Source organism: Streptomyces liliiviolaceus (assembly GCF_018070025.1).
Lineage (GTDB): Bacteria > Actinomycetota > Actinomycetes > Streptomycetales > Streptomycetaceae > Streptomyces > Streptomyces liliiviolaceus.
The window spans coordinates 2,339,844-2,361,943 of the sequence record NZ_JAGPYQ010000002.1 but is presented as its reverse complement, the minus strand read 5'-3'; the positions used below and the strand labels follow the sequence as shown (position 1 = coordinate 2,361,943).

The window sequence follows — 22,100 nt, the reverse complement described above, 5'->3', positions numbered from 1 at the left end:
GCCCCGTTGATCAGGCTCCCCAGGGAGGCGAGCAGCAGCAGCCCCGCCAGTTCTCCCAGCACTCGCCCCGCCGGCGTGGCGGTCAGGGAGAAATTGGCTGCTTTGGGAGGTAACGCGTTCTTGTCGCGGAACGCTCCCCGGGTGCGCTCTCCGATGGTGGGGTCAGGCACGGTCGAACCCCCGTCGCAGTTCCCAGTCCGTGACCTGTCCCTCGGCCACGGCGAGTTCGATCTCGGCGGCGTGGGCGTAGTGGTCCACGGCGGAGGCGCCGAATGCGTTCTGCGCGATCTCGCTCTCCGCGAAGTCGGTGAGGGCTTCGTCCAGGTTGTTGGGCACCGGCAGTGCGTCGTCGGCGCTGTAGCCGTCCCCGGTGCAGGGTTCCGGGAGTTTCGGCTCGTTGCGCAGGCCGTAGTTGATCGCTGCGATCACCGCGGCCAGGGCCAGGTACGGGTTCGCATCGGCACCCGCCAGGCGCACCTCCAGGTGCGGGTTCGTCTCCTCGCCGATGACCCGGACGGCACAGGAGCGGTTGTCACGCCCCCAGGTGAAACGCGTCGGCGCGAACGAGCGCGGCCTGTACCGCTTGTACGAGTTCGCAAAGGGCGCGAACAACGGGACCATGTGCGGCAGTGCCGCAATGAGCCCGGCGATGGAGTGCTGCATGAGTTCGGAGGGCAGCACGTCGGGCTGCGGCGCATAGAACGCCGGGTCCTCGTCGTCGTGCCACAGGGACACGTGCAGGTGCAGACCACTGCCTACGCCGGTCCGCGGGGCGGCCATGAACGTAGGAACCATCTCGTGCCGTTCGGCGAGGTGGCGCACGGCGTGCTTGTGGACGGTGTAGTCATCGCAGGCCCGCATCGGATCCCCGTACGGCCACGTCACCTCGACCTGCCCGGGGGCCCCTTCCGTCTTGAACGCCTCGGGCGGGCATCCGGCCCCGTGCAGTGCCGACCGGAGATCTTCGAAGAACGCACTCACGGCCGGCGGGTGGTCGAGCGCATAGTCGAGGTTGTAGGGCGAGACGGGCGTGAGCCCCCGGTACCCGCGGCGGCGCACCTGCGCCTGGGTGCCGTTGTAGAGCATGTATTCGCTCTCCACGCCGGCTTTGGCCTCCAGGCCGAAGGAGCGGAGAGCCTGGAGTTGCCTGTGGAGCATCTGCCGTGGGGCGACGTCGACGGGCCGGCCGTCGTGGTGAACGGCGTCGCCGTGGACCAGGACGGTACCGGGCAGGTAGGGCAGGCGGCGCATGGCCTGACCGTCGGGGACGGCACGCAGGTCACCGAAACCGTCGTGCCAGCCCGTGAGGGCATATCCCGGCTGCGGGTTCATGTCGACGTCCGTGGCGAGCACGTAGGCGCACATCTCCGACCCGCCAAAGCGGTGCATGAAGCCGCGGGCGTCGTGGAGTTTGCCCTTGAGGCGGCCCTGCATGTCGGGGACCGCGAGCACCACGGTCGTGATCTCACCGTCCCGTACCAAACGCTCCAGCTCTTCCGGCTTCAGAAGCGGCGGATGGGCGACGTACAGGGGATCTGAGCTGGTTGCGCTGGTCATCACACCACGCCTTCGGACAGGGCCACGGTTTCGGCGTCGGTGCCCAGCGGCGGAATCTTGTAGGAGCGCTTGCCCTTGGTCATCCAGGTGAGCCACGCGACGAACAGGACGGCCAGGAGGGCGACGCCCGCGTAGTTGAACGAGGTCGTGGTGATCGGTGAGGCCTGCGGCAGGCAGAACACCACGGTCAGCACGACCACGTAGACGACGGAGATCCAGCCGAGCGGCTTGCTCCAGCGGCCGAGGTTCCACGGGCCCGGCGTGAAGGCCCCGGGGTAGCGCCGCCGCAGGTAAACCGGGATCACGTACGCGGGCGTGATTCCGATGACGTTGATCGCGGTCACCGCCGCGTACGCGGTCGGCGAGTACAGGCTGGGCGCGGCCAGGAACAGCGCGACGCCGACGGACAGCCACACCGCGTACACGGGGGTCTTGGTGCGGCTGGTGACGCGCCGCCAGGTCGTGGAGCCCCACAGCGCCCCGTCCCGCGAGAACGCGTACACCATGCGGGACGCGGCGGCCGTCTCGGCGTTCCCGCAGAACAGCTGGGCGACGATCACGACCAGGAGCAGGCCCTTGGCGACGCCGGTGCCCAGGACGTCGATGAAGATCTGCGCGGGCGGCACGCCGGTGCTGGTGCCCAGGGTGCCCGCATAGTCCTCGATCGCGAACAGCAGCCCGGCCAGCAGCACGAACCCGGCCGCCCACGACCAGGCGATGGCGCGGACGATGCCCTTGGGGGCCGCCATCTGCGCGTCCCTGGTCTCCTCCGACAGGTGAGAGGAGGCGTCATAGCCGCAGAACGTGTACGCGGCCAGCAGACAGCCCAGCGCGGCCACATAGACGGGGTTGTCGAAACCGGTCCCGTTGTTGAAGTGCGTGAACACGAAGTCCGCGCTCTGCCGCTCACCCGGGGCGAAGGCGAGCAGTCCGACGATCAGCGCGACACCGCCGAGCTGCCACCACACCGATATCGAATTGAGGACGGTGACCAGCTTGATGCCCAGCGAGTTGAGGGTCCCGTGCAGTAGCAGGATGCCGGCGAATATCAGCATCGTCGTCTCGGGCGTGGGCACCAGGCCCCACTGCAGGTTCGCGAACGCCCCGACGAACAGCGCGCACCCGTAGTCGATACCGGCGATCGCGCCGAGCAGGCCCAGCAGGTTGAGCCAGCCGGTCACCCACGCCCAGCGCGGGCCACCGAGCCGGTGGGCCATGTAGTACAGGCCGCCCGAGGTGGGATAGACGGACGTGACCTCGGCCAGACACAGACCGAGGATCAGCGTCATGGCGCCGATGCCGACCCAGCCCCACAGCATGACGGCGGGACCGCCGGTGTTCATGCCGTACCCGAACAGGGTCAGGCCGCCGGCCAGGACACAGATCACGCTGAAGCTGACCGCGAAGTTGCCGAATCCGCCCATGCCACGGGCCAGTTCGGACTTGTAGCCGAGCTTGCGCAGCACGGCGTTGTCCGGCAGGCGGCTACTTGATCGTCTGTGATTCACCAGGCACCTCGGAAGAGAAGGAGGGGTGGAGAGGGCGTGAGGGGCGGCAGCGTTGTCAGGGAGGCCCCTGGTGATCAACGCCAGGCCGGTGAAGAGGCTGAACGTCAGCGCGACCTCGGGCGGGTAGCCGATGCTGCGCAGTTCGGCAATGTCTGTCAGTACCGCGCTAACTGATCGCCTGAATGGCACCGTGCACCTCCGGTGAGGAGGGAAGCGGGCAGAGCGTTCGCGTGTTGGCGGATGCGCTGGAGGCGGGCCCCTGAAAGACCAGCGACACGCCGCCGGTCAGGAGCAGGGCCAGCGAGATACGGAACACGCGGCGGGCGGCACGGATCGGCCTCCGCGCAGTGCGGTGTAAGTGCAACGGGAGAATCCTCTGAACGAGTCGGACGAGATATGACGCCTGGGGTGGGGTGGTGGTGGGCCTCGGATATTCATCGGCGGCCCCTGGCTTCCAGGGCAGGGCGGCGGGCCTTGAGGAAGTCCTCACGCCACTCGCCCGGGGTATGGGCGACCTGGGCCCATGGCGCTTTGGTCACATGGGGGCCGATCGCGTCGAACACGTCGGTCGCGCGACCCACGCCCGTGGCCGTCAAACCGTGGGCGAGGTGGTTCAGGTCCAGCAGTGACCTGGTGTCCGGGTGACCCTTCTCAGGCTGGGTCAGCTCGAACCAGTCCTCCAGGGCCCTTCGGATGTAGTGGACTTTGTCCTCGCTGACCCAGTACGCGAGCACACTCAAGGTCTGCTTGTCCTCCCACCGGAGGCGGAACTGCTCGACAAAGGCGTAGTGCGGCAGCAGCTTCAGCGGCGATCCGTCAGGTACGGAGGTCGCTACGTACTGCGCGTAGCTGACCCCCTCGTCGCCGCGGGCGTGGAAGAGGGCAAGCATCCGGTGGAAGCCCTCACGGTTGTGCGGGTCCAGCTCGTCCACCCGACGCAACAGCCTCCAGGGCCCCCGCGGCAGCATGTCCTTGCGGTCCAGCCAGTTCATCGGGTCGTGAGGGTCCCTCGGGTCGAGATCGACCTGCGCCAGAGCCATACGGCTCAGGTGGGGTACCGGACTCTGCGGCCACCGCTCCTCGGCGATGTCGCACGCGTACCGGGCTGCGAGGACGGCCTGCATGAGGTCCCGACGGTCGACCCCTTTTTTGTGGGCGATGACCACGGCCTCCGACAGTTCACGGGCCCGCATCATCCACGCGTTGTAGTTGTCGGGTTCCTCCTCGCACCATGCCGCGATAGCACCGGTTCCGACCGCGCCACGGCCGAGGACCTGGCTGCGGCTGCACCACAGGTCCCAGGTGTTCGTGTCCTCCAGCAGGGTCTTCGTCTCCAGCCACCGGCCCAGTCGAAGATCCTCCAGAGCACGGCTCAGCCGCGTGTCCCGACCAGCCGGGTGAGGAGTTGCCAAGGCCATGTCACTTCTGAACATCGGCACACCCCCGCCTCGGACGAAAGGGGTGAACCAAAGGAGCGCACTGGCCTGGTGCGCGTAAGAACGGCATGGGGGTTGAGTCCTCAAAGCAGGGGGCTGAGAGCCGCCGAGCGACAGTCCGGAGACCTCTGATCACATAGGGGGAATCAGAGGCGGAGGGCTGCGGCCCGGCGGCCGACTAGTGGGTGTCGCCCGGCGTGGGGCGGTAACTGATCAGTGCCTGGACGGTCTTCGTCATGCCGTCCTCTGAAATGAACCAGCTGAGTTCGCCGCCGAGGCACAGTACGAGGGCGAAACCCTTGTCCTCCGCGGCTCGGGCTTCCTCGAAGTTCGGGAACGCGGGACTCGGGTCTGCCACAGAGATCAGCAGTGCTTCTTCTCCATCAACGGACAGAGCGAGGCCGATCTCTTCTGCCGGAAGCTGTGGTTCGACATCCTCGATAGCGTTGTCCATCAGCTCGTCGATGATGAGCAAGGCCTTGTCCTGATCCCCGTGCCAGTCCATGGTCGTGAGCCGTGTTCGGCTGTGCAACCGAGCGAGCAGCACGGCATTCGGCGCGAGGGGGAAGCGCCGCTCACAAGCCTGCGGACGTTGCACGAAGGTACCGGCAACGCCCATACCCGGGAACAGGGCTAGCACCGGGACGTACTCCATGTCCGATCCTTCTCAGAAGATGAGGGATAGCGTCAGTGCGTCGTGTGCGGACTGGGCTTCGTTGTTGACCAAGGTGACCCAGACGGCCTCGCCACTGTCGACTATCGGTGTGATGCTGCACTCGTCTGCGGATGCAGCAACGAGGTGCATGTCACGTCCACCATCGGCCGCGAGGGAAGCAAGCGTCATGCGCGGCGTGGGGATCGCTGCCCGTACGGGGTTGAGCGCGCTCATAAGAGGACGCCTCCCACCCTCTGGCTGGCCTGCGCCTGCTGGATGAGTGTCACGACGTCGGCCGGGTTGCACAGCTCGCCAGGGGAGTCCATGGGCACGCACCAGTACGAGCGGCCAGTCGGGTCTAGACGGGTTACGGCCGGCACGCCAAGGATGGTGTCGCGGCCGAAGCACGCGACGCCAGGAAGCCCGCGCCAGCGCAGCGAGGTATGGCCCGGCACCAAGGCGTAGTAGTAGTGGGCATGCATGTCCATGAACACGGGGCCCCCGTGCAGTTTTTGCGCGAGGTAGACGTCCACCTCGTCGAACTGCGACGTCCCCGCAGCGGCCCACACCATCGATGCGGGGACGCGGACCGCGGACAAGATTCCGCCACAGGCGAGGATGGTGATTCCCCGCTCGGCCCACTGAACGCGAGCAAGCCCCATGTCCGGTGCCGCGCACAACAGCCAGTGTGAGACGGCCAGCTGCCGTTCCCGCGAGGTCATGACAGCAGTTGCGTCGTCAGCCTCGGCCAGCTTCGTTTGGTCAGTATCGTCGACTTCCAGCTCGGTGTTCATTCGTTGGAGTGCATCGGTCATGGCGACGCCTCCGGCACGGGGCGGGCGCTGTTGGACGCACTCGGGCGGACTCTTTTGCCGAACAGGGCTGTCGCGGTGAGGACTGCACTCGTCAACACTGGTCCCGGACCTTCGACCTCGGCCGCGTCACCTTGCGTCGCTGCGGGCCTTCGTTTGCTGTTCATGCTCGAACTCCCATCGCTGGATCTCGCTCTCTTCAAGGCAACCGCTGTGAGTGAGATGACGCCGGACTTCGCCCCGGACTTTTGGCCGGACTTTCCGCATGGAAGGACTCGTGACGATTCATTACCGCTACCGTCGGGATACGACGTAGCACCGGAGGCACGAAGTGACCGACCCGACGAACTTCGATCTCGCATGCTCAGCACATGGTTGGGACAAGCCCACGGACTTCCTGCGAGCATTCGACATGACCGCGAACGTGCTCGGCGAGGCCGTCACGTTGACGGAACGCCAGTTCCGGCGGTGGCGTCTTCCGAAGCCTCCCGGCCCCCGTGCGCGCTCTTGGCGCGTCCTGCACGCGATGTTCGGAGTGAGCCCGCAAGAGCTGGGGTTACCCGGCCCTCCACCGGGTGTGGCGGTGGGCTATGCCCCGCCCCGCATTACTCAGGAGAATCTCACTGTGGGCCGACGCGATTTTCTGGCCGACTCGATTGGAGCCGCCGCGTCTGTCGGTTTGCCGCAATCCGGACTGACGAGAGCACCGTCCGGCCGGTCCGACGCCGTCGGCACTCCGCACCTGCTTGAACTGCGTGAGGGCCTGCGCTCGCTCTACCACCTCGACAATGCGTATGGCGGCGGGGACGTCTTCCGTCTCGCGGAACGGCACCTGCGGCGGGTGCGCCGTGTCATTAACACCGGCCGATACCCCGACACGATCGGCAAGCAGCTGCATCTGCTTGCAGGGGAGACCGCGGAGCACTGTGCATGGCTCGCCTACGACGGCGACCGCCAAGCGCAGGCCCGTGCCTACTGGGGCGAAGCGCTCACCACGGCGGCGATGATCCGCGATTCGTCGCTGGAGATCCTCGTTATGTCCGGTCTGAGTCTGCAGGCCAGTTACGAGGGCCGTCCCCGAGAGGGACACGACCTTGCCCGAGCTGCACAGGAACGCGCCGCTGCCTTTGACTCACCCATCCTGCAATCGGTCATGGCCTCGCGGCGGGCCCGTGCTCTCTCTGTGCTGCACGATGCGACGTCAGCCCGCCAGCAGCTCGCCGACTCAATGAGATTGGTGGACCGCGCTGGCCGCGGTGGCAGGCCTGGCCCTCAGTGGGCTGCCTTCCACGGGCACGCCGAACTCGAATACCACCAGGGCCTCATGTGGGCCGAGCTCGGACACCACGGCCGTGCTGTTTCCTTTCTGCGCGCCTCGCTCGAACATCAGGACCGCATCTACGGTCGCAACCGCGCCCTCTACCGGCTCACACTCTCCCGGAGCCTGATTGGCGCCGGTGAGGTCGACGAAGGCGCCGACCATGCCGTCAGCAGCCTCGGCCACCTCGACGAGGTCGAGTCCGGCCGTGTCCTGCGCCGACTCGGCGAGGTGCGGGCGAGCCTCGACAGCGAAGATGCTGTCGCAGCCCGCGAGGCTTCCGAGGCCCTCGCGGAATACGTAGAGGAAAGGGCAGCAGCATGACGAACGCGATTTCGTACCACCGGTATAACAACGGCGAAGCAGCCGACCAACTTGACACGTTTATTTCTGCGTACGAGGAGGTCTACGCAGAACCCCCGTACAGCGAAGGACCGCGAGACGTCGCCGAGTTCATCGAGCACTACGGGACACACGCCGCCAGGCCAGGCATGCGCCTCGTCCTGGCCCAGGACGGTGCCGAGATCGTCGGCTTCACCTACGGGTACTACCTCGATGCCGAGACTCGGTGGTGGCGCAACCTCATAGACGTCAAACTACCCAAAGAGTTCATGCACGAGACCGGCTTTCGCACATTCGTGATCATTGAACTCGCGGTACGCAAGGCGTGGCGCCGCCGCAGTATCGCAGCCGGTCTTCACACGCAGCTCCTCGACGAAGTCGGCGCCGAGCGGGTCACCCTAACTGTGCGGCCCGAGCCCGAAGCCACCGCCGCGCAGTCCGCCTACACCGCATGGGGCTACCAGCCCATCGGCACATCCCATCCGTGGCCCGATGCTCCCCTCTACACCTGCATGGTCCGCGAACTACGCAAGGGTCATGTCCTCGGCTCGTAGCACCCCAAATACGTGAGTCCCGGAGTCTGCAACTCCGGGACTCACACGGTACTGGCTCCAGGTCAGGCGTACTTGGACCTGAAAGGTGCCCCATCCGACCTCACGGTCGAGGCCCACGCTGGCGGCTGCCGCGCCGCCGACAAATGACAGCGCCCCGTGGACCGCGACGAAGCCCGCCGATTTCTCACTTCAGGCTCCCGAAGCCGTGGACGAGTGGTCGCGGGCGCGCTTTCGGGCTCTTGGAGCGTGGCGGAAGCGGACGCTGACTGCTACGGCGGGAGTATCCACGGCGTGCGTACCTCTTGGCATGGGACGCAGGCACTGCCTCCGCCGACGACAAGCCCCGGCCCCTGCCCGTAGCATCTTGCCGCCCGGGGGCGATAGCAACCAATGGCCAACGGTGCCGCATACGGCAGGTTGAAAGTTGGTTTCACTCTGGCCGAATGAGGGGCCCTGCTGAACTAGGGTCTCATGGAGACGCCATAAGTGGTGCTGCTATCTAGTCAGTGCAGAGAATGTGGCACGATTTTCGAGAACCTACAGCTGAGTAGAGGCAGTATTTCGCCGGAGGCAGACAGGGAAAATCACCGAAAGACTGGCCAACGCTTCGACAGCATGTCAACGTGGGTGTCTTCTTGTAGGAAGTTCCGGTTAAATAGGTGGTGCTTCGTGATTTACGCTCCGGTGAGTCGAGTATTTTGGCATCATCGTTGATCTGCTGCGCCTATTCCTGCATGAGGGGCGACTTGGGCTGTTTGGTCCATTTTTTGGGTCGGTTCTTTGCTGGCAGTTCCAGCTTCACTGAGGACGTCCGCGCCGATTATCGTGTCTGTAGCAAAGAGAAAGGCTTTTCCTCGATTGGTTCCCGCCGGTCGTCGCAGAGCCGACGGCGTCACATCACTGGCATGGTCCGCGCACATGGCTGTCTGGTGCTCTTCGGCGTGACCACGCTGGTCGATATTGTTGCTGCGGTGAACTCGCTGGCGCAGGCAATATCGCTGTCCTGTCCGTAACCCCTTCAAGGAGATGTCCGTGACACATAAAGAAATGACCGTTGGTGAGCTTATCGATTTTCTGTCCGGCTGCGACCGTTCCGCTCCCGTACGGCAAGCCATGAACCCCTTTTTCCCCATGGCTCACCGCCTCGAACAGGTAGTGCCGTTCACGGACAAGGAGGGGCAAATGGTCGTCTATCTCGCTGAAGGCCGGGACGCAGAAACTCAGCTCGGGCATCTTCCGCCCGAGGTGGCTGTGCTGCTGGCCTGGCAGTCCCCGGTTCAGCCGCCCCCGCGCCGCCCTCGACGCCGCGCCGGCGGCAATTGACTCACTCAGCCTTTGGAGGCGCCCCTGAACACCGACTTTTCCCTCGGCCCGTCCCTCCCGAACCCGGCCCAGCGCATGTACTGGGTCGGCCCTCGTCATCTGAGCGGTGATGACGGACGCCTCTGCGACACCGTCGCCGACACGCTCGCTGGCCTCGGCTGGACGAGCCTGACGATCGTCCGCGGACGGCGGGAGCCGGACGAGGATCCGGATGACCGGCAGGTCCTGCGCAGCACCGTGCTGCACCTCAGCCCTGACAGGCTGCGATGGGCGCAGTGGGTTTTGGCGGACGAGCCGTTCCACCTTGGCGGCCTGCCGATCGCCTGGCAGGTCAGCGCCCGCCAGGACGTGAGCAGCCCGCTTGCCCAGTGGTCCGCCTACTTCACTCCCGACCTGCCCGGAGAAGTCCTCGCCGACTTTCTCACCGCCCTCGATGCCCGTGAGCAGCCCGCCACTCCACTCGGTGACCCTGGGCGGGTGCTCGACGTGGTCAGCTCGCGCGGCTGGATCCGCGACATCGACCAGCCTGCTACGACAGCGATCGACCCGACGTTCGCCACGCACATCCGCCTCGGTGAGATCCCGCCGCTCATCCAGGATGCCGATCCATGGACCTTGACCGGCGAGGTGGATGAGCCGGGATTGGCCGGCTGGCAGGCATGGTCCGAACCGGTGCCGGGTGAGGGCTGCCTGTGGGCGGCCTCTTTCAGCGCCAGCGTGCCCCACGACCTCGTTGCCGCGTTCGCCGACTTCCTCAGCTCGACCGTACCGGTCCTGCGCCGTGTGCTGCCCGACAGTACGCGGGAGCGGCTCCTGCGTGCCCCGGCTACCTGACAGCAGCCGTACGGCGGGGTGGGCAGCCCTCATATATGCCCGTGGGGCCGGACCACCCTGTAGAGGGGTGGTCCGGCCCCACGGGCATGCGGCGTACAGGTCGGGGCGTCAGCGGGGTTCTGTCACCTTGGCGAGGGCTTTGTCGAGGTGGAACTCGACGAGGGTCGGGGAGCCCGAGAGGACCATGAGGACGGTGTCCGTGCGGATCGCCGTCTGTTTCACCGTGGTTGTCCGCCCGCCGGTCGTGAAGGTCAGGAGTTGGCTCCACCGCTCGGTGCCGAGCCGGGGCGCGGCCAGCTCCTGGGTGCTGACGTCGATCGCGGTGCCGTCAACGAGGACCTGGTACGCGGAGCAGCCGGTCATGGCACCGAAGATCTTTCCGGCTCCGGTGGACAGCTTCTTGCTGGTGTCGCTGTACAACTCCTCAGACAGCTCGCCGTCGCTGCCGTCGTCGTAAACGAAGGAGGCTTTCGCCTGCCGGGGAAAGCCGAGCGAGCCGAACATGGCCGTGTCGTCGCCCAGCTCGTCCAGCGCCGGGCAGCCCAGGACGGTCACCTCGCTGTGCCTGGTGGGGCTTTGGGGCTTGAGGACGTAGCCGTCGCCGAGATCGTGACGCGTAAGCAGCCGTGCTCGCAACGCGGTCGACGACAAGGGAGGGTTGGTGCTGCCGTCGCCCTGATGCCGAGGGCTGGCGACTGGTGCCGTGGTCGCGGGCTGGGTGGTGGCTCCGGGGGAGCAGGCGGGCAGGGCGAGGGCAAGGGCGGTGGTGCCGAGGATGGCGGCGATGCGAACGCGCATGCGGAGTTAACCCCTTGTGCTTGGCATGGGCTGGGCAGTGCGAGCCCTGGGGCCCGGCGGGGTCGTAGGAGTGGTGGTCAGCGCCCGAGGTGACGCAGGCAGTCCTCGAACGTGGCGTGAGTCGCGTCGGCGGGGCCGGTGCTGCGGTTGTACCAGGCGGTGTCGAGGCGTGACTCGTGTTGCTGGTGTCCAGCCCGGCAGCGCAGCCAGATCTGGTCGCGGCTTGAGATGATGAGCCAGTCCCGGTACGTACCGCACTTGGTGCAGGCGATCATCTGCTCGTCGAGGACGAGCGGCCACGGCCACGCCGTCATCCGGCCGGCCACCTGGTCATGGCTGGGGACGCGTAGGTCCGGTGGGAGGAAATCGTCGACGACGGTCGTCTGTCGATCGACTTTCTGGTGCCCGGCCGACATCTGCGACTCCTCGGGCACCTGGCCCGGCCGTTTGCCCCGCAGCTGCTGGTGCATGCGGAGGTGCTCGGTGAAGTCTGTGTTGCTCCTGGGGCGCATCCGGTTGAGCACTCTCATGGTCCTCCTCGGCCTTGTCCTCCTCGCGTCGTGATCGTGCCCCGGAGTCTCAGACGTCTTCAAGTCACAAATTCCACAGTCAGGAATGCCCACGTCGTGGTGTTGGCCGACGGGGTGGTCGTCCGGCTGCCCGGCGGTTGGGTCTCTGCGCCTTAGGCGTGACGGGTATGGCGTCGCTGGTGTCGGCGGGGAGATTGGCGGTGCGGCGTAGCCGCCAGACGAGGACGTCGCTGACGGAGTCTGCGGTGCCCAGTTCCCGGCGGCTGGCGGCGTGGGCCAGGAGGGCGGCCGGGTCGTGTCCGGCTGCTTCGGTGTCGGCGAGGGTGGCGGCGAGTGCGTACCAGCCGGGTTCGGCGATGACCTGTTCAGCCAGATCCGGCAGCGTTTCGTGCAGCAGTGTGGCTTGCCGTTGTAGCAGGAGGCGGCTCAGATGCCGACCATGCTGGTGGAGGGCACTGAGAGGAGGGGTGCTGGCGGATTGGTAGGCGGTGCGCAGGTGTTGGGCTGCCTGATGGGCGGCGGCGGCCTGCTGGGCGTGGCTTTTCTTGGCGTGCCAGTGGCCGATTGCGGTGACGAGGAAGAACAGCATGTCGATGACCATGGCGGTGGTTGCGCCGTCCTCGCCGCGGTCCAGCGCGGGACCGCTGTGAAGGAGGTCGCGGGCTGCCTGCCGCAGCCCCCGGTCGTGGCCGCGCTCGGCCCGGACGTGGGAGCGGGAGGCGCGCTCGAAGACGGCGGCAGCTTCGCGCAGCGAGTGCCAAGTGTGGGCGGCCGAAGTCAGGGCGAGGGCGTCCAAGACCTCGCCGGCCGCGGCGATGTGCGCGGCGGCGACCGCATCCGGGCCATGGTCGACGATCAGCACCGCCTGCCACGCGGCCGAAGTCGTGCGTCGCCGGGCGCCGGCCGGGCCACCCCCTGCCGCAGGCGAGGCCCCCGCGGGGACGGCCGAGGGCTGTTCGAGGGCGCTGGTGGACCAGCGCTCCCGGATACGGGGCAGAGAGAGGTCGGGGGCGAGGCGGGCGCCGGGGTAGAACACCGGCTCTCCGTCCTTGTTGCGGTCCTCAGGCAGAGCGACCTTGTAGCCGAGCAGGTCGCCGGAGGGAGCGGCTCGCTTGCGGACAAGGAGGCCGGCGGCGGCCAGTCGGCCGAAGAACTCCACCTCGCCGGATGTTCCGGCCACCGCATGCCGCACCGTCTCGCGCAGCTCCTCCCGCGCAGTGCGCTGCCGGCCCAGGCGCTTGGCCTTGTGGCGCTCCGCACTGGTCGGGCGCTGCGCTGCGGTTTTGTCGCCCTTGTTGAGCTGGCGCAGGCCCAGTTCGGCTTCGAGCGTGCGGGCCTGGGCCTGGACCCGGGCGGCGTCGTTGTGGAGGTCAGGCTTGTAGCCGTCCTCACGGACAAGCGTGGCGATGATGTGGATGTGGTCGTCGGCGTGACGGACGGCCACCCAGCGGCATCCTGCCCCCTGCTCGGGGTCGTCGATACCCGCAGCGGTGACCATGCGGCGGGCGATGTCGCCCCACTCCTGGTCGTCCAGGATGCGGTCTTCGGCGGCGTTGCGTACGGACACATGCCAGACGTGCTTCTTCGGCCGCTCGGATGCATCGATGTTCTCCAGAGGCTGGTCGAGTAGCTGCTGGAGCTGTTTGAGCGTGGCGTTCTGGTCGCGGCCGGGATCGAGAGCGTTGCTGTCCCAGGATGCGACGAGGTGGGGGTCGGTGTGCTCCTCGAACTTGCCTGGCCCGTAGAGGTAGTACAGGAGTCCGAGGGTGCGTTGCCCGCGTTTGTGGATCCTCGGGATCATGCCGGTGCTGCGTCCTGGTCCTGCTGGAGGAGCTGGTCGGTGGCGCGCTGGACGCGCTGGACAGCGCGCCGGGTGGCGGCGATGACGGCGTCCAGTTCGGGCGGGTGAGCGCCGGCGTTGATCGCGCGCGTGACCTGGTTGAGGTTGTTGCCGACATGGCCGAGATGGCGACGGGCGGCGAACAGTTCGGCGACGAGTTCACGGTGGCTGGCAATGGCGGCGGTGGTCGCGTCGAGGTCGTGAGCGGCAGCGAGGCCGCTGCGGGCGAGGAAGGCGGGCAGGGTGGTACGTGCGGTGGTCGCGGCGGCGACGAGTCTTTTCTTCTCGGAGTCGTTCAAGCGAACGCTGCATACGTAGGTGCGTTTGTGGGCAGGTGGCTTCGGCGAGCGCTTGCGCGAGGGCTTCTTCGTGGCGCGGCGCTCGCGGGGTCTCGGCTCCTGTGGCTGCGATCCTCTTTCGGTTACTGCCTCCCGGTCCAGCGCCCCCCGGTGCTGGACCGCTCCCGCCACCCCAGGGGCGGGCTCCGGCCAAGACGCCTTCCCCACCGGGGAAGAGTGTCTTGGCCGATAACTTGCTCGCCCCGGGACCGAGGTGGAGTCGGGAGCGGGTCTCGGGGTGGAGCCGTGTTCGGGCGGGTTCGTCATCGAGATTCTGACCTCATTGTGGTTACTGATCTATTCGGGGTGTTGTCGGAGGGGCTGACGGGGGGTGATCCCTGCGGTAGGCCGGTGGTATGAGGTATGCGCAGGGCGGCGGGCTGACCGCCGAGCGGCGGCAGTTCAGGGAACAGATCCGGTTCGAGGCCGGTGATCGGTTCGAGCAGGGCGAGAGAAATGCGGCCATTGCGAAGGACCTGCGGGTGAGCGAGCGGTCGGTGGAGCGCTGGCGGCGGGCCTGGCGTGAGGGCGGCAGGGCCGCGCTCGCATCTGCGGGAGCGCCGAAACTGCCCAAGCTCAGTGATGACCGGTTCACCGAACTCGAGAAAGAGCTGGCCCGGGGCCCGGCCGAGCACGGCTGGGAGGACCAGCGCTGGACCCTGGCAAGAATCCGGGCACTGATCTCATGGCGGTTCCAGCTGGACGTCTCGGCGGCGGCGGTGTGGCGGTTGATGCACCGGCACGGCTGGTCCTGGCAGTCGCCCACCCGCCGGGCTCTGGAACGAGACGAGGACGCTGTCGGGTTGTGGAAGAAGGACGTGTGGCCGCAGGCGGAATGACCGCGGCGGAGCTGGGGGCGTTCATCGTCTTCGAAGACGAAGCCGGGTTCGGGATGACTGCGGCACGGGCTCGGACCTGGGGCCGACGCGGGCAGACACCGCTGGTGCGGGCGCGCGGCCGGTCCTGGCGCCGCTACTCGATCGCCGCCCTGTGCTGCTACCGGCCCGGCGAGTCCTCCCGACTGATCTACCGGCCCCGCCGGCACCACAAGTACCGCGGTGTGGGACGCAACAGCTTCGCCTGGACCGATTACCGCGACCTGATCGTCCGCGCCCACATCCAGCTCAAGGCCCCCATCGTCCTCATCTGGGACAATCTCAACACCCACCGAGCTGCCGGAATGCGCCAGTACGCCGCCGCCCACGACTGGCTCACCATCGTGCAACTGCCTTCCTATGCACCGGACCTCAACCCGGTGGAAGGCGTGTGGTCACTGCTGCGGCGCGGCCCGCTGGCCAACATCGCCTTCACCGACGACGACCACCTCGAACGCACCCTCCGCCGCGGCCTGCGACACATCCAACACCGCCCACACCTGATCGACGGCTGCCTCACCGGCACCGGACTACAGCTGACCCACCACCCGACAACATCCCGAAGAGATCAGTAGGACGCGGCGCTGGATAATGGCAGGAGGCGCGTCTACGTCAGCCAGTTCCGGAAAGACACGGACAGACCTTTCGGGCCCCTCGACAAAGCACTGGCCGGTCGGCGCGAGGACGGCAACGTGTTGCAGTCGCCGGCGGATCAGGACGTCCGTCCAGACACCGGCCTCGGCAGCCGTGGACTGGTAAAGCGCTCAGGACGCTCCATCAAGTTTTGTCTCCTTGAGTTGAGATGAGGCCCGCTGCGGAAGTCAGGCACCCGGTACAGATAGAAGCGCCGGACTGCGGCGCTGGGCAGTTCAGCCGCATTCGAGGCAGCACTCGACGTGACGGCTCAGAACCCGAGCCATCTGCTGCTTCGTCGAAACGGCCCGCTTCGCGCTCAACTCGCTGCCGGCTTGCCTTTGTGCGGATCGGAGTGAGCGAGCATGAAACGGAGCTCCCGCTCGTACCGTGAACGGACGGTATTGAACCGGCGGCAGGTCTTCAACGCGCGGTGCTCCTTGTCGTCGTGGTGGCGTTACTTCGCAGCCCCTGGAGAACGAGACTCAGACGGTCGTTCCGGCCCCCTTTCAAGTTTTCGCGGCGGAGAATCTCCCGTAGCTGGACCCGGGTGATGGACTCATTACCGTCTCGTTCAAGCACGGCGGGAACATGGGGACGGACCTTCTGGATGAGCTGCTCCACCGACTGCTCCGGCTCGCGCGGCCGGCGCCGCATCTGTGGGATGCTGGTCTGATAGCCGTTTTGCTGCCCCGTGCCGGTCCCCGTGCCGGTCCCCGTGCCGGTCCCCGTGCCGGTCCCCGTGCCGGTCCCCGTGCCGGTCCCCGTGCCGGTCCCCGTGCCGGTCCCCGTGCCGGTCCCCGTGCCGGTCCCCGTGCCGGTCCCCGTGCCGGTCCCCGTGCCGGTCCCCGTGCCGGTCCCCGTGCCGGTCCCCGTGCCGGTCCCCGTGCCGGTCCCCGTGCCGGTCCCCGTGCCGGTCCCCGTGCCGGTCCCCGTGCCGGTCCCCGTGCCGGTCCCCGTGCCGGTCCCCGTGCCGGTCCCCGTGCCGGTCCCCGTGCCGGTCCCCGTGCCGGTCCCCGTGCCGGTCCCCGTGCCGGTCCCCGTGCCGGTCCCCGTGCCGGTCCCCGTGCCGGTCCCCGTGCCGGTCCCCGTGCCGGTCCCCGTGCCGGTCCCCGTGCCGGTCCCCGTGCCGGTCCCCGTGCCGGGCCCCGTGCCGGTCCCCGTGCCGGTCCCCGTGCCGGTCCCCGTGCCGGTCCCCGTGCCGGTCCCCGTGCCGGTCCCCGTGCCGGTCCCCGTGCCGGTCCCCGTGCCGGTCCCCGTGCCCCGATGCGGTTCGAGGCTCTTAGCAGGAACTTCTCGCGTAGGGGGACTCGTCCCAGCGTTGCTGGTGTCCTGCTTAGCAGCCTCCATGTCCGTAGCCCTGGTCCCCGTTCCGCGTACTGTGTCGTCACCGTGCGCTGCCATGCCTCCCGGAACGGTGGTCCCCTCGTTCTCAGGGACAGGCTCCTTCGGCGGGAGCGGTCTGCGGTGCCCGGTTACCTTGCCGGGACTGAGAGAACCGGCTCCGTGAGCTGGAGTTTCCGAGGTCTTTGGCGAGGGGATCGTCGCTGCCCTGGGGGCGCCGGGGACCGGGGACCAGGGAGAGGGAAGCGCAACCGTGGCGAGCGCGAGTGCATGCCGACGCGCGGCGAGCTGGTCGAGCAACTGCGCCCGTTGCGCAGGATCCGTGCCGACCGAGGCCCTGCCGACTGCCTTCGACAGCCGCCGGGACAGCCGCCGTCCGCGCCAGTTGTGCTGCTGCTCGGACGTGCGCTCGGCAAGGCGGGCGGCCAGCGTGACGGCGTGGATGGTCGCCCGGTCCCTGGTGATCTGCGCGGCGTCCCGGTCGCGTGTAGCGATACCCAGGCGGGACAGCAGTCGCTCGCGCGCCTCTCGTCCCAGGACGGCGAGCAGGCCATGGGAAGCGGCGCCGGGGGTGCGCAGGCGCAGCTCGATGCCCATGGCCTGGTGCCACAGCATCGCCGCCATCACCGGGCCGACGACGGCGCGGACGGTACCGCCGATGAGACCGCTCTCGGCGTAGGCGGGGATGATCTGCACGCCGGTGATTGCCCAGACCAGGGTGCCGGGGAGACCGGGGGATCCTTGCACAGCCAGGTTCTGACGGGCCATCAGCGCGGTCGCGAAGAGAGCGAGTTCGGCTGCTGCGAACATGCCGATACGTTCTGCGGTGCCGGCCATGTTGAGATAGTCGGCGGCGAAACGCCATGAGGTGTCGGCGCTGTAGGCGGTGCAACCAAGGGCTGCGAGTGCAGCGACCTTCACCGCCGAGTTGGTTGGATGTTTCCGCGGGCGGATGCTCCGACGCCGCACCGCCCAGGTCGTCAGCACCAGAGCGAGGGTGCCGGTCACGCCGACGGTGAGGAGGAAAGGCAGGTTCGGAGTGGCACCGAGGATCATGAGGTTGGGCATTCGGCCTTTCCGAGAGACGCAGGCGTCGATGCCGACGCCGCTGGGCGGGACACCGGCTGCCGTGTGCCGGGTTTAGCGGGAGCGGAACCGGCTTTGTTTGGGCCAGCCTTCTTTCGCTGGTTCTTAGGCCGTGGCACGCCGTAGGTGCGGTCGCGGTCGAAGACTCTGTTGGCGGCCTTCCGAAGCAGGTCACGGGCGTGTTTGTGGCTGATCTGCAGGGCGCCGGCGAGCCGGTCGGGACGCCAGCCGCGGACGTAGGCGTGGTCGATGACGACCTGTCTTTCGGCCTTGGTCAGATGCACGTCGCGTCCGTTGAAGAAAGCCGTCACACGCTGGTAGTCGATGCGCTGGGACAGCCCCTCGTGCCACGGTCGACGCTCGGCCTCCGTGAGCCCGCCCCAGATGCCTTCTTTGAGGCCGTTTTCCAGGGCGAAGTCGAAGCAGTCGCCACGCACGGGGCACCAGCCGCACAGCTCCTTCGCTTCGGCGATGGCCTCATGGTCCCGGGGGAGGGGGAAGAACACGGCGTCGGCGTCCTCGAAGTCCATGCCGTGGCACGCTGCGCGGGTGTGCCAACTGGTGCCGGCGATGCTCCGCAGACCGGTGTTCGGTTTCTCGTGCGCGGTGATGTGACGCAATGCAATCTCCGAATGTGCTGCCAGACCGCACTGTGCGGTGCGAGGCGGAAGTCGGGACCCGGCTTGGGTCAGATGCGGCATCAGGCGTGCCCGCATCCGGAGCGGGAGTGTGATGTGGAGCGGGTTCTCCGCAGGACGCACGACGGCTGGTTGCGCTGGTCAGGTCCGCGTGGACTGCTGGGCCCGATCCGGCTGTCGGGCGGTGGCGAGGTCGAGGCGGCCGGGGTGTGGAGTGGCCCGCGGGGCGGTGATGCGAACGTTGGCGTCGGGGCCGATCCGACGGCGGCGGCACGGCTCACCGGCCGGGGCCTGGCACCACTCGCAGCGGACACTCAGGGCGTCGGGCAGGCCCTGCGCGATGGCGGCTTCACGGGCTGCGCGGGCAGGCCGGTGTGGGGCCAGTGCTGCGCGGGCGGCGGGCGGTATACAGGAGCCGATCTCATTCAGCCGCGCCTTCAGCCGGGGGTCGATGCCGTTGCGACCGCTGGTGATCGCCCGTGCCTGGGCGGGTTGTGCGGTGCCGGCGGCGACCGCACGGCGGGTGCCGAGGAGTTCGGCGGTCCAGGCGGCCTGGTCGTCCGGATCGGCGGACGGCGTGGGGTCGGTATGCCGGGCCAGCCGGTCATGCCGGTAGTTCTCCCAGGGCCGGGCGATGTCCGCGGGCAGCATCTGGTACGGCGAGGTGCGGATGTGCTGTCGGGCGGCGACGCGGGCATCCCAGCCGTGCTGGGTGGTCATCGGCACGTCGCCGATCAGCTCGTGCCACTGGGCGAGCTGGTCGCGGGCTTCGCCCTGATCGGTGCGTATGGTGCGGGGGTCGAGGCGGCCGATGTAGGCCAGCAGGGCGGCGATTTCGCGGCGATCCATGGGTGGCTACTCCGTTCCGGTCGGCTCGTCGAGGGCGGCCAGGAGGGCGGCGGTGTGGGCCTCCACCCGCGTCATGCCTCCGGGCGCGGCGGTGTTCTTTCCGGGCACGGCGTAGAGGTTCGGGCGCCTGGGGGCGTGCTCTCGGGCGATCCAGGAGCACCAGTCGGTAGCCCAGGCATCCGCCGATTTCGGCGTGTGACCAGCCCGGTGGGCACGCCACTTCGCGTCGGCGGCCTGCAGACCCTGCTCGCCGAGGCGGTCGAGGTGCCCGTGCTGGCGGGCCCAAGCGTGGGTTGCTGGGTCGACCTGCCACTCGGCGGCTGAGATGACGGCAGCGCCACCACTGCTGTACCTCCGGTTCAAATCAGGTTCACTACGGTTCTGTATGCCGGTGACCGGTACATCGCTATGCCGGTGGCCGATACGTCGCTGTGCCGGTTTCCTTCTGGACCTGCCGGTTTCCGGTACTGCCGGATCCCGGACCCTCGTAGGGGATTCCGGCACCTCACGCGGGCCGATTCCGTACCTCCGCAGAGCCGAGAGTCGGATCCTCACAGGCCCGACGGGCTCGTCGGACACCACTGCGTTGCCGTCCTCCACCTTCTCCCGCTGCTGTTCTCGCCTGGCCTGCGCGGCTGCTTCGGCGGCAAGGGGCAGGCGGTAGACGGTGCTGCGCTGCGGGCCTACCAGGTCGTCAAGCTGTTCGAGTTCGCCAGCGACGAGCAGCCGTTCGATGGCTTCGCGCACCGTAGAGACCGAGGCACGCGTACGCTTGGCCAGGCTGGTCAGCGAAGCCCAGGAGATGCACTGGTCGTCGGCCACCCGGTCGGCGATCGACAGCAGGACCAGTCGCGCTGCCCCTCGGCTGGAGCTGTGCTCCCAGACCCACTCGCGGGCTTCGCTACTCATCGGCCGCTCCCAGTAACGCGGCGAGACTGTTGGTGCATCGCAGCGGGTGGGGTGTGCTTAGGCCCAGTGCGCAAAGGCGCCGAGACGGAGATGACTGCCGCCCAGACGAAACATATGGGTCTTCTGCGTAGGCTAGGAGGCATGCGAGGATCTCCTTCGGTGTTGCCACGCTGAGACGCCCCGTGGAAGGGATCAGCGTGGTGATGGTGGCGATGTCCGCCCTTGCCGGGGCGGCATGCCATTCAGGGGTCGGTGCCCGAAAGTTGCTGCTTTCGGGCACCGGCACCTTATGTACTGCTGGGCTTATGCAGGCTGGCGTTTTCCTGGTTTTCTGCTTGTTCGCGCAGACGGCCTGCCTGGCGGGGGACGACGAACATACGCACGGCTCTCTACCAAGGTCCAGACTTAGTTCTCAAACTCTGTAGAAGTCGTGTGAGCTGCGGGTGCGAGAGCGCAGAGAGTCGCGAGACAGTTCTTAACGCCTCTACATGCTAGGAAGCGCAGGGGAGGGATTCACTCGCCCGGCGCTGCCGCAACGAGAGCGTCAGGGAGTTGGCTGGCCAAACGCGTGCGCACGGTAGATGAAGATCGCCAGCCAAACCGGCATTCATGACGCGCATTGCAAAATTCGGATGGGACTGGCGCTGCGGGCCTCGGCCTACCCAGCCACTCAAATACCTGCCCGTCAGGCTCGGCCACCATGGCGAGAACGATGAACTCCTCCTACGGGGACCGGTCACCCAATTCGACCTTTCGAGGGAAGGTGTGGGGTGTCCGATGCCACCTCGTCAAGATGCTCTCGACGAATCCCGATGTCTTCAAGGATCGCAAGCGCCACTAGCTTTCCTGAGCGGACACTGTTGAAGCCTGGCCGCTCCAGTTGCGGACGGCAGTAAACAGCAAAATCACCGCATCCGCTGGCCACCATCGGTGTCTGCGGCGAGTGGTCTCGCCGGATTTCATGGCCCCTCGCATACACCTGGCATACCCGCTGCCGATTGGCGTCATCGGCCGTCTCCTGGGCTTCCCTGAGGACCAGCGGCTAAAGGGTTGTCTCGTAAATGATCTCTGAGTGGCTTCGGGCATGGTGAGCTGCTGTACGGCGAGTGGCTATCCGGCGAGGGCGAGGTTGCGCAATCGTGCGATACCGAGCATGGCGCGCTGGACGCCGTCGTCTCTGAGGCGGCAGTCACGGAGGAACCTCCAGTTGTTCTTACGGGCTAAGACGTACTCGACCGAAAGCTTTGGACCCTTGACCGGACCGGCACGTGTGCCCAGGTCGCGTGCCCGGCTTCGTCTCCGCGGTACTGCCCGATCTCGGCAGTGAGGCGGGGCACGAGGAACAAGCCTCCTCCGAGTCAGGTAGTGGTTGATTCATCTCTCCGATAGTGATCAGGAAGGGAATCCCGCCGTGCGAAATCTGGCCACTCAGTCGATGCCGGTGCGGTGCGGTGACGTCGACGCGCCAGGTCAATACGGCGAGAGCCTTCTCCTCGACAACGTTGGCATTGGGCGCATCGGTGAGCAGTGCCGGCAGCTTCATGGCAGCGAACCGGTCCGAACGGCGCATGGTGTCGGCGGCCCCGTGTTCGGGGCCGATCCGGAATTCTAGGAAGTTCTCCATGCCGAGAATGTGAGGCGCGGTGGGTGTCGTCCCGGCTGCAGTTGTCCGCAGGGTGGAGGGCAGGGGCGTGGCGTCGGGGGTCGCCACAGTCGTTCCGTCCTGTCGGATGGCGCGTGATCGAGCGTGGTTCGGTAGTGGTGAGCGTGCCGAGGGGCGGGAGCGTGGGATGAGGCTTCCGGCCGCATGCGAGTGACGTTGCCGCTTCGAGGGGTCGCACCTGGACGTCGTGTTCGCCGCGAGGTGGCGGTCGGCGTCTGCGCCAAGTAGGCCTGTAGGCAAGTGAGTTCCTCTCTAGTG

Annotated in this window: 20 protein-coding genes and 1 pseudogene; 6 read left to right on the top strand and 15 right to left on the bottom strand. The window is 67.4% G+C overall.

The window, feature by feature from the left end:
* Positions 1 to 162 precede the first annotated feature (162 nt).
* The 6 genes from J8N05_RS45570 to J8N05_RS45545 all read right to left on the bottom strand — a co-directional run bounded on the left by J8N05_RS45570 (position 163) and on the right by J8N05_RS45545 (position 5,971).
* On the bottom strand, positions 163 to 1,557 hold the full coding sequence (locus J8N05_RS45570) for a glutamine synthetase family protein (RefSeq protein ID WP_210893799.1): 1,395 nt from the start codon (positions 1,555 to 1,557) through the stop codon (positions 163 to 165).
* Positions 1,557 to 3,065 carry an amino acid permease gene (locus J8N05_RS45565; RefSeq protein WP_247706968.1) on the bottom strand — a complete coding sequence of 503 codons (1,509 nt, stop codon included), beginning with the start codon at positions 3,063 to 3,065 and terminating at the stop codon, positions 1,557 to 1,559. The genes J8N05_RS45570 and J8N05_RS45565 overlap by 1 nt, the downstream gene beginning before the upstream one ends.
* A gap of 434 nt (positions 3,066 to 3,499) precedes the next feature.
* Entirely contained in the window at positions 3,500 to 4,483 is a 984-nt protein-coding gene (locus J8N05_RS45560) for a hypothetical protein (protein WP_210893797.1), read from the bottom strand.
* A 196-nt stretch (positions 4,484 to 4,679) separates the two neighbouring features.
* Positions 4,680 to 5,156 (bottom strand): ATP-binding protein, encoded by a 477-nt coding sequence (locus J8N05_RS45555; RefSeq protein ID WP_210893795.1) that lies wholly within the window; start codon positions 5,154 to 5,156, stop codon positions 4,680 to 4,682.
* Positions 5,157 to 5,168: 12 nt separating this feature from the next.
* Entirely contained in the window at positions 5,169 to 5,390 is a 222-nt protein-coding gene (locus J8N05_RS45550) for a hypothetical protein (RefSeq protein WP_210893794.1), read from the bottom strand.
* Positions 5,387 to 5,971 carry a hypothetical protein gene (locus J8N05_RS45545; protein ID WP_210893792.1) on the bottom strand — a complete coding sequence of 195 codons (585 nt, stop codon included), beginning with the start codon at positions 5,969 to 5,971 and terminating at the stop codon, positions 5,387 to 5,389. Before J8N05_RS45545 ends, J8N05_RS45550 begins: the two co-directional genes overlap by 4 nt.
* A 328-nt stretch (positions 5,972 to 6,299) precedes the next feature.
* Here J8N05_RS45545 and J8N05_RS45540 point away from each other — a divergent pair, with 328 nt between their 5' ends.
* The 4 genes from J8N05_RS45540 (at position 6,300) to J8N05_RS45525 (ending at position 10,339) form a co-directional block, all read left to right on the top strand.
* Positions 6,300 to 7,610, top strand: a complete 1,311-nt coding sequence (locus J8N05_RS45540) for a hypothetical protein (protein ID WP_210893790.1) — start codon at positions 6,300 to 6,302, stop codon at positions 7,608 to 7,610.
* Positions 7,607 to 8,182 carry a GNAT family N-acetyltransferase gene (locus tag J8N05_RS45535; RefSeq protein WP_210893787.1) on the top strand — a complete coding sequence of 192 codons (576 nt, stop codon included), beginning with the start codon at positions 7,607 to 7,609 and terminating at the stop codon, positions 8,180 to 8,182. The genes J8N05_RS45540 and J8N05_RS45535 overlap by 4 nt, the downstream gene beginning before the upstream one ends.
* 1,032 nt (positions 8,183 to 9,214) lie before the next feature.
* A complete protein-coding gene (locus J8N05_RS45530) occupies positions 9,215 to 9,505 on the top strand; it encodes a hypothetical protein (RefSeq protein ID WP_210893785.1) in 291 nt (96 codons plus the stop codon).
* A 12-nt stretch (positions 9,506 to 9,517) separates the two neighbouring features.
* On the top strand, positions 9,518 to 10,339 hold the full coding sequence (locus tag J8N05_RS45525; RefSeq protein ID WP_210893784.1) for a DUF317 domain-containing protein: 822 nt from the start codon (positions 9,518 to 9,520) through the stop codon (positions 10,337 to 10,339).
* Positions 10,340 to 10,447: 108 nt separating this feature from the next.
* Here J8N05_RS45525 and J8N05_RS45520 read toward each other — a convergent pair whose 3' ends face one another.
* From J8N05_RS45520 to J8N05_RS48270, 4 genes are all read right to left on the bottom strand, one after another.
* Positions 10,448 to 11,137, bottom strand: a complete 690-nt coding sequence (locus J8N05_RS45520) for a hypothetical protein (RefSeq protein ID WP_210893782.1) — start codon at positions 11,135 to 11,137, stop codon at positions 10,448 to 10,450.
* Positions 11,138 to 11,214: 77 nt separating this feature from the next.
* Positions 11,215 to 11,553 carry a hypothetical protein gene (locus tag J8N05_RS45515; protein WP_247707029.1) on the bottom strand — a complete coding sequence of 113 codons (339 nt, stop codon included), beginning with the start codon at positions 11,551 to 11,553 and terminating at the stop codon, positions 11,215 to 11,217.
* A 193-nt stretch (positions 11,554 to 11,746) separates the two neighbouring features.
* Positions 11,747 to 13,468 (bottom strand): relaxase/mobilization nuclease domain-containing protein, encoded by a 1,722-nt coding sequence (locus J8N05_RS45510; protein WP_210893780.1) that lies wholly within the window; start codon positions 13,466 to 13,468, stop codon positions 11,747 to 11,749.
* A complete protein-coding gene (locus J8N05_RS48270; RefSeq protein ID WP_210893778.1) occupies positions 13,465 to 14,112 on the bottom strand; it encodes a MobC family plasmid mobilization relaxosome protein in 648 nt (215 codons plus the stop codon). Before J8N05_RS48270 ends, J8N05_RS45510 begins: the two co-directional genes overlap by 4 nt.
* Positions 14,113 to 14,201: 89 nt before the next feature.
* Between J8N05_RS48270 and J8N05_RS48340 the strand changes: the two genes are divergently transcribed.
* A protein-coding gene (locus tag J8N05_RS48340; RefSeq protein WP_456339990.1) for an IS630 family transposase occupies positions 14,202 to 15,295 on the top strand; the annotation gives its coding sequence in 2 pieces (ribosomal slippage) (positions 14,202 to 14,663 and positions 14,666 to 15,295; 1,092 coding nt in all).
* Positions 15,296 to 15,776: 481 nt separating this feature from the next.
* On the opposite strand, the gene J8N05_RS47775 is transcribed toward J8N05_RS48340, so the two are convergent.
* The 5 genes and pseudogenes from J8N05_RS47775 to J8N05_RS47770 form a co-directional block, all read right to left on the bottom strand.
* Positions 15,777 to 17,765 carry a hypothetical protein gene (locus J8N05_RS47775; protein ID WP_407700013.1) on the bottom strand — a complete coding sequence of 663 codons (1,989 nt, stop codon included), beginning with the start codon at positions 17,763 to 17,765 and terminating at the stop codon, positions 15,777 to 15,779.
* Complete coding sequence (locus J8N05_RS45480; RefSeq protein ID WP_210893774.1) at positions 17,750 to 18,403, bottom strand: WhiB family transcriptional regulator; 654 nt, start codon at positions 18,401 to 18,403, stop codon at positions 17,750 to 17,752. The genes J8N05_RS47775 and J8N05_RS45480 overlap by 16 nt, the downstream gene beginning before the upstream one ends.
* Before the next feature lie 159 nt (positions 18,404 to 18,562).
* Positions 18,563 to 19,270, bottom strand: a complete 708-nt coding sequence (locus J8N05_RS45475) for a zinc finger domain-containing protein (protein ID WP_210893772.1) — start codon at positions 19,268 to 19,270, stop codon at positions 18,563 to 18,565.
* Between the two features lie 6 nt (positions 19,271 to 19,276).
* Positions 19,277 to 20,179, bottom strand: coding sequence for a helix-turn-helix domain-containing protein (locus tag J8N05_RS45470; protein WP_210893770.1), 903 nt, complete (start codon positions 20,177 to 20,179; stop codon positions 19,277 to 19,279).
* A gap of 1,110 nt (positions 20,180 to 21,289) precedes the next feature.
* Positions 21,290 to 21,415: pseudogene (locus J8N05_RS47770) on the bottom strand (IS5/IS1182 family transposase); the annotation flags it as partial.
* Positions 21,416 to 21,590: 175 nt separating this feature from the next.
* Between J8N05_RS47770 and J8N05_RS45465 the strand changes: the two are divergent.
* The gene (locus J8N05_RS45465) at positions 21,591 to 21,791 is read left to right on the top strand and encodes a hypothetical protein (protein WP_210893768.1); all 201 of its coding nucleotides are present in this window, start codon (positions 21,591 to 21,593) and stop codon (positions 21,789 to 21,791) included.
* Positions 21,792 to 22,100 lie beyond the last annotated feature (309 nt).

Excerpts from the sequence above, each read along its gene's own strand:
- J8N05_RS45515 (WP_247707029.1), bottom strand. The coding sequence starts at position 11,553 with ATGTCGGCCGGGCACCAGAAAGTCGATCGACAGACGACCGTCGTCGAC.
- J8N05_RS45470 (WP_210893770.1), bottom strand. The coding sequence starts at position 20,179 with ATGAGTAGCGAAGCCCGCGAGTGGGTCTGGGAGCACAGCTCCAGCCGA.
- J8N05_RS45545 (WP_210893792.1), bottom strand. The coding sequence starts at position 5,971 with ATGACCGATGCACTCCAACGAATGAACACCGAGCTGGAAGTCGACGAT.
- J8N05_RS48270 (WP_210893778.1), bottom strand. The coding sequence starts at position 14,112 with ATGACGAACCCGCCCGAACACGGCTCCACCCCGAGACCCGCTCCCGAC.
- J8N05_RS45560 (WP_210893797.1), bottom strand. The coding sequence starts at position 4,483 with ATGGCCTTGGCAACTCCTCACCCGGCTGGTCGGGACACGCGGCTGAGC.
- J8N05_RS47775 (WP_407700013.1), bottom strand. The coding sequence starts at position 17,765 with ATGCCCAACCTCATGATCCTCGGTGCCACTCCGAACCTGCCTTTCCTC.
- J8N05_RS45555 (WP_210893795.1), bottom strand. The coding sequence starts at position 5,156 with ATGGAGTACGTCCCGGTGCTAGCCCTGTTCCCGGGTATGGGCGTTGCC.
- J8N05_RS45570 (WP_210893799.1), bottom strand. The coding sequence starts at position 1,557 with ATGACCAGCGCAACCAGCTCAGATCCCCTGTACGTCGCCCATCCGCCG.
- J8N05_RS45475 (WP_210893772.1), bottom strand. The coding sequence starts at position 19,270 with ATGGATCGCCGCGAAATCGCCGCCCTGCTGGCCTACATCGGCCGCCTC.
- J8N05_RS45550 (WP_210893794.1), bottom strand. The coding sequence starts at position 5,390 with ATGAGCGCGCTCAACCCCGTACGGGCAGCGATCCCCACGCCGCGCATG.
- J8N05_RS45520 (WP_210893782.1), bottom strand. The coding sequence starts at position 11,137 with ATGCGCGTTCGCATCGCCGCCATCCTCGGCACCACCGCCCTTGCCCTC.
- J8N05_RS45535 (WP_210893787.1), top strand. The coding sequence starts at position 7,607 with ATGACGAACGCGATTTCGTACCACCGGTATAACAACGGCGAAGCAGCC.
- J8N05_RS45510 (WP_210893780.1), bottom strand. The coding sequence starts at position 13,468 with ATGATCCCGAGGATCCACAAACGCGGGCAACGCACCCTCGGACTCCTG.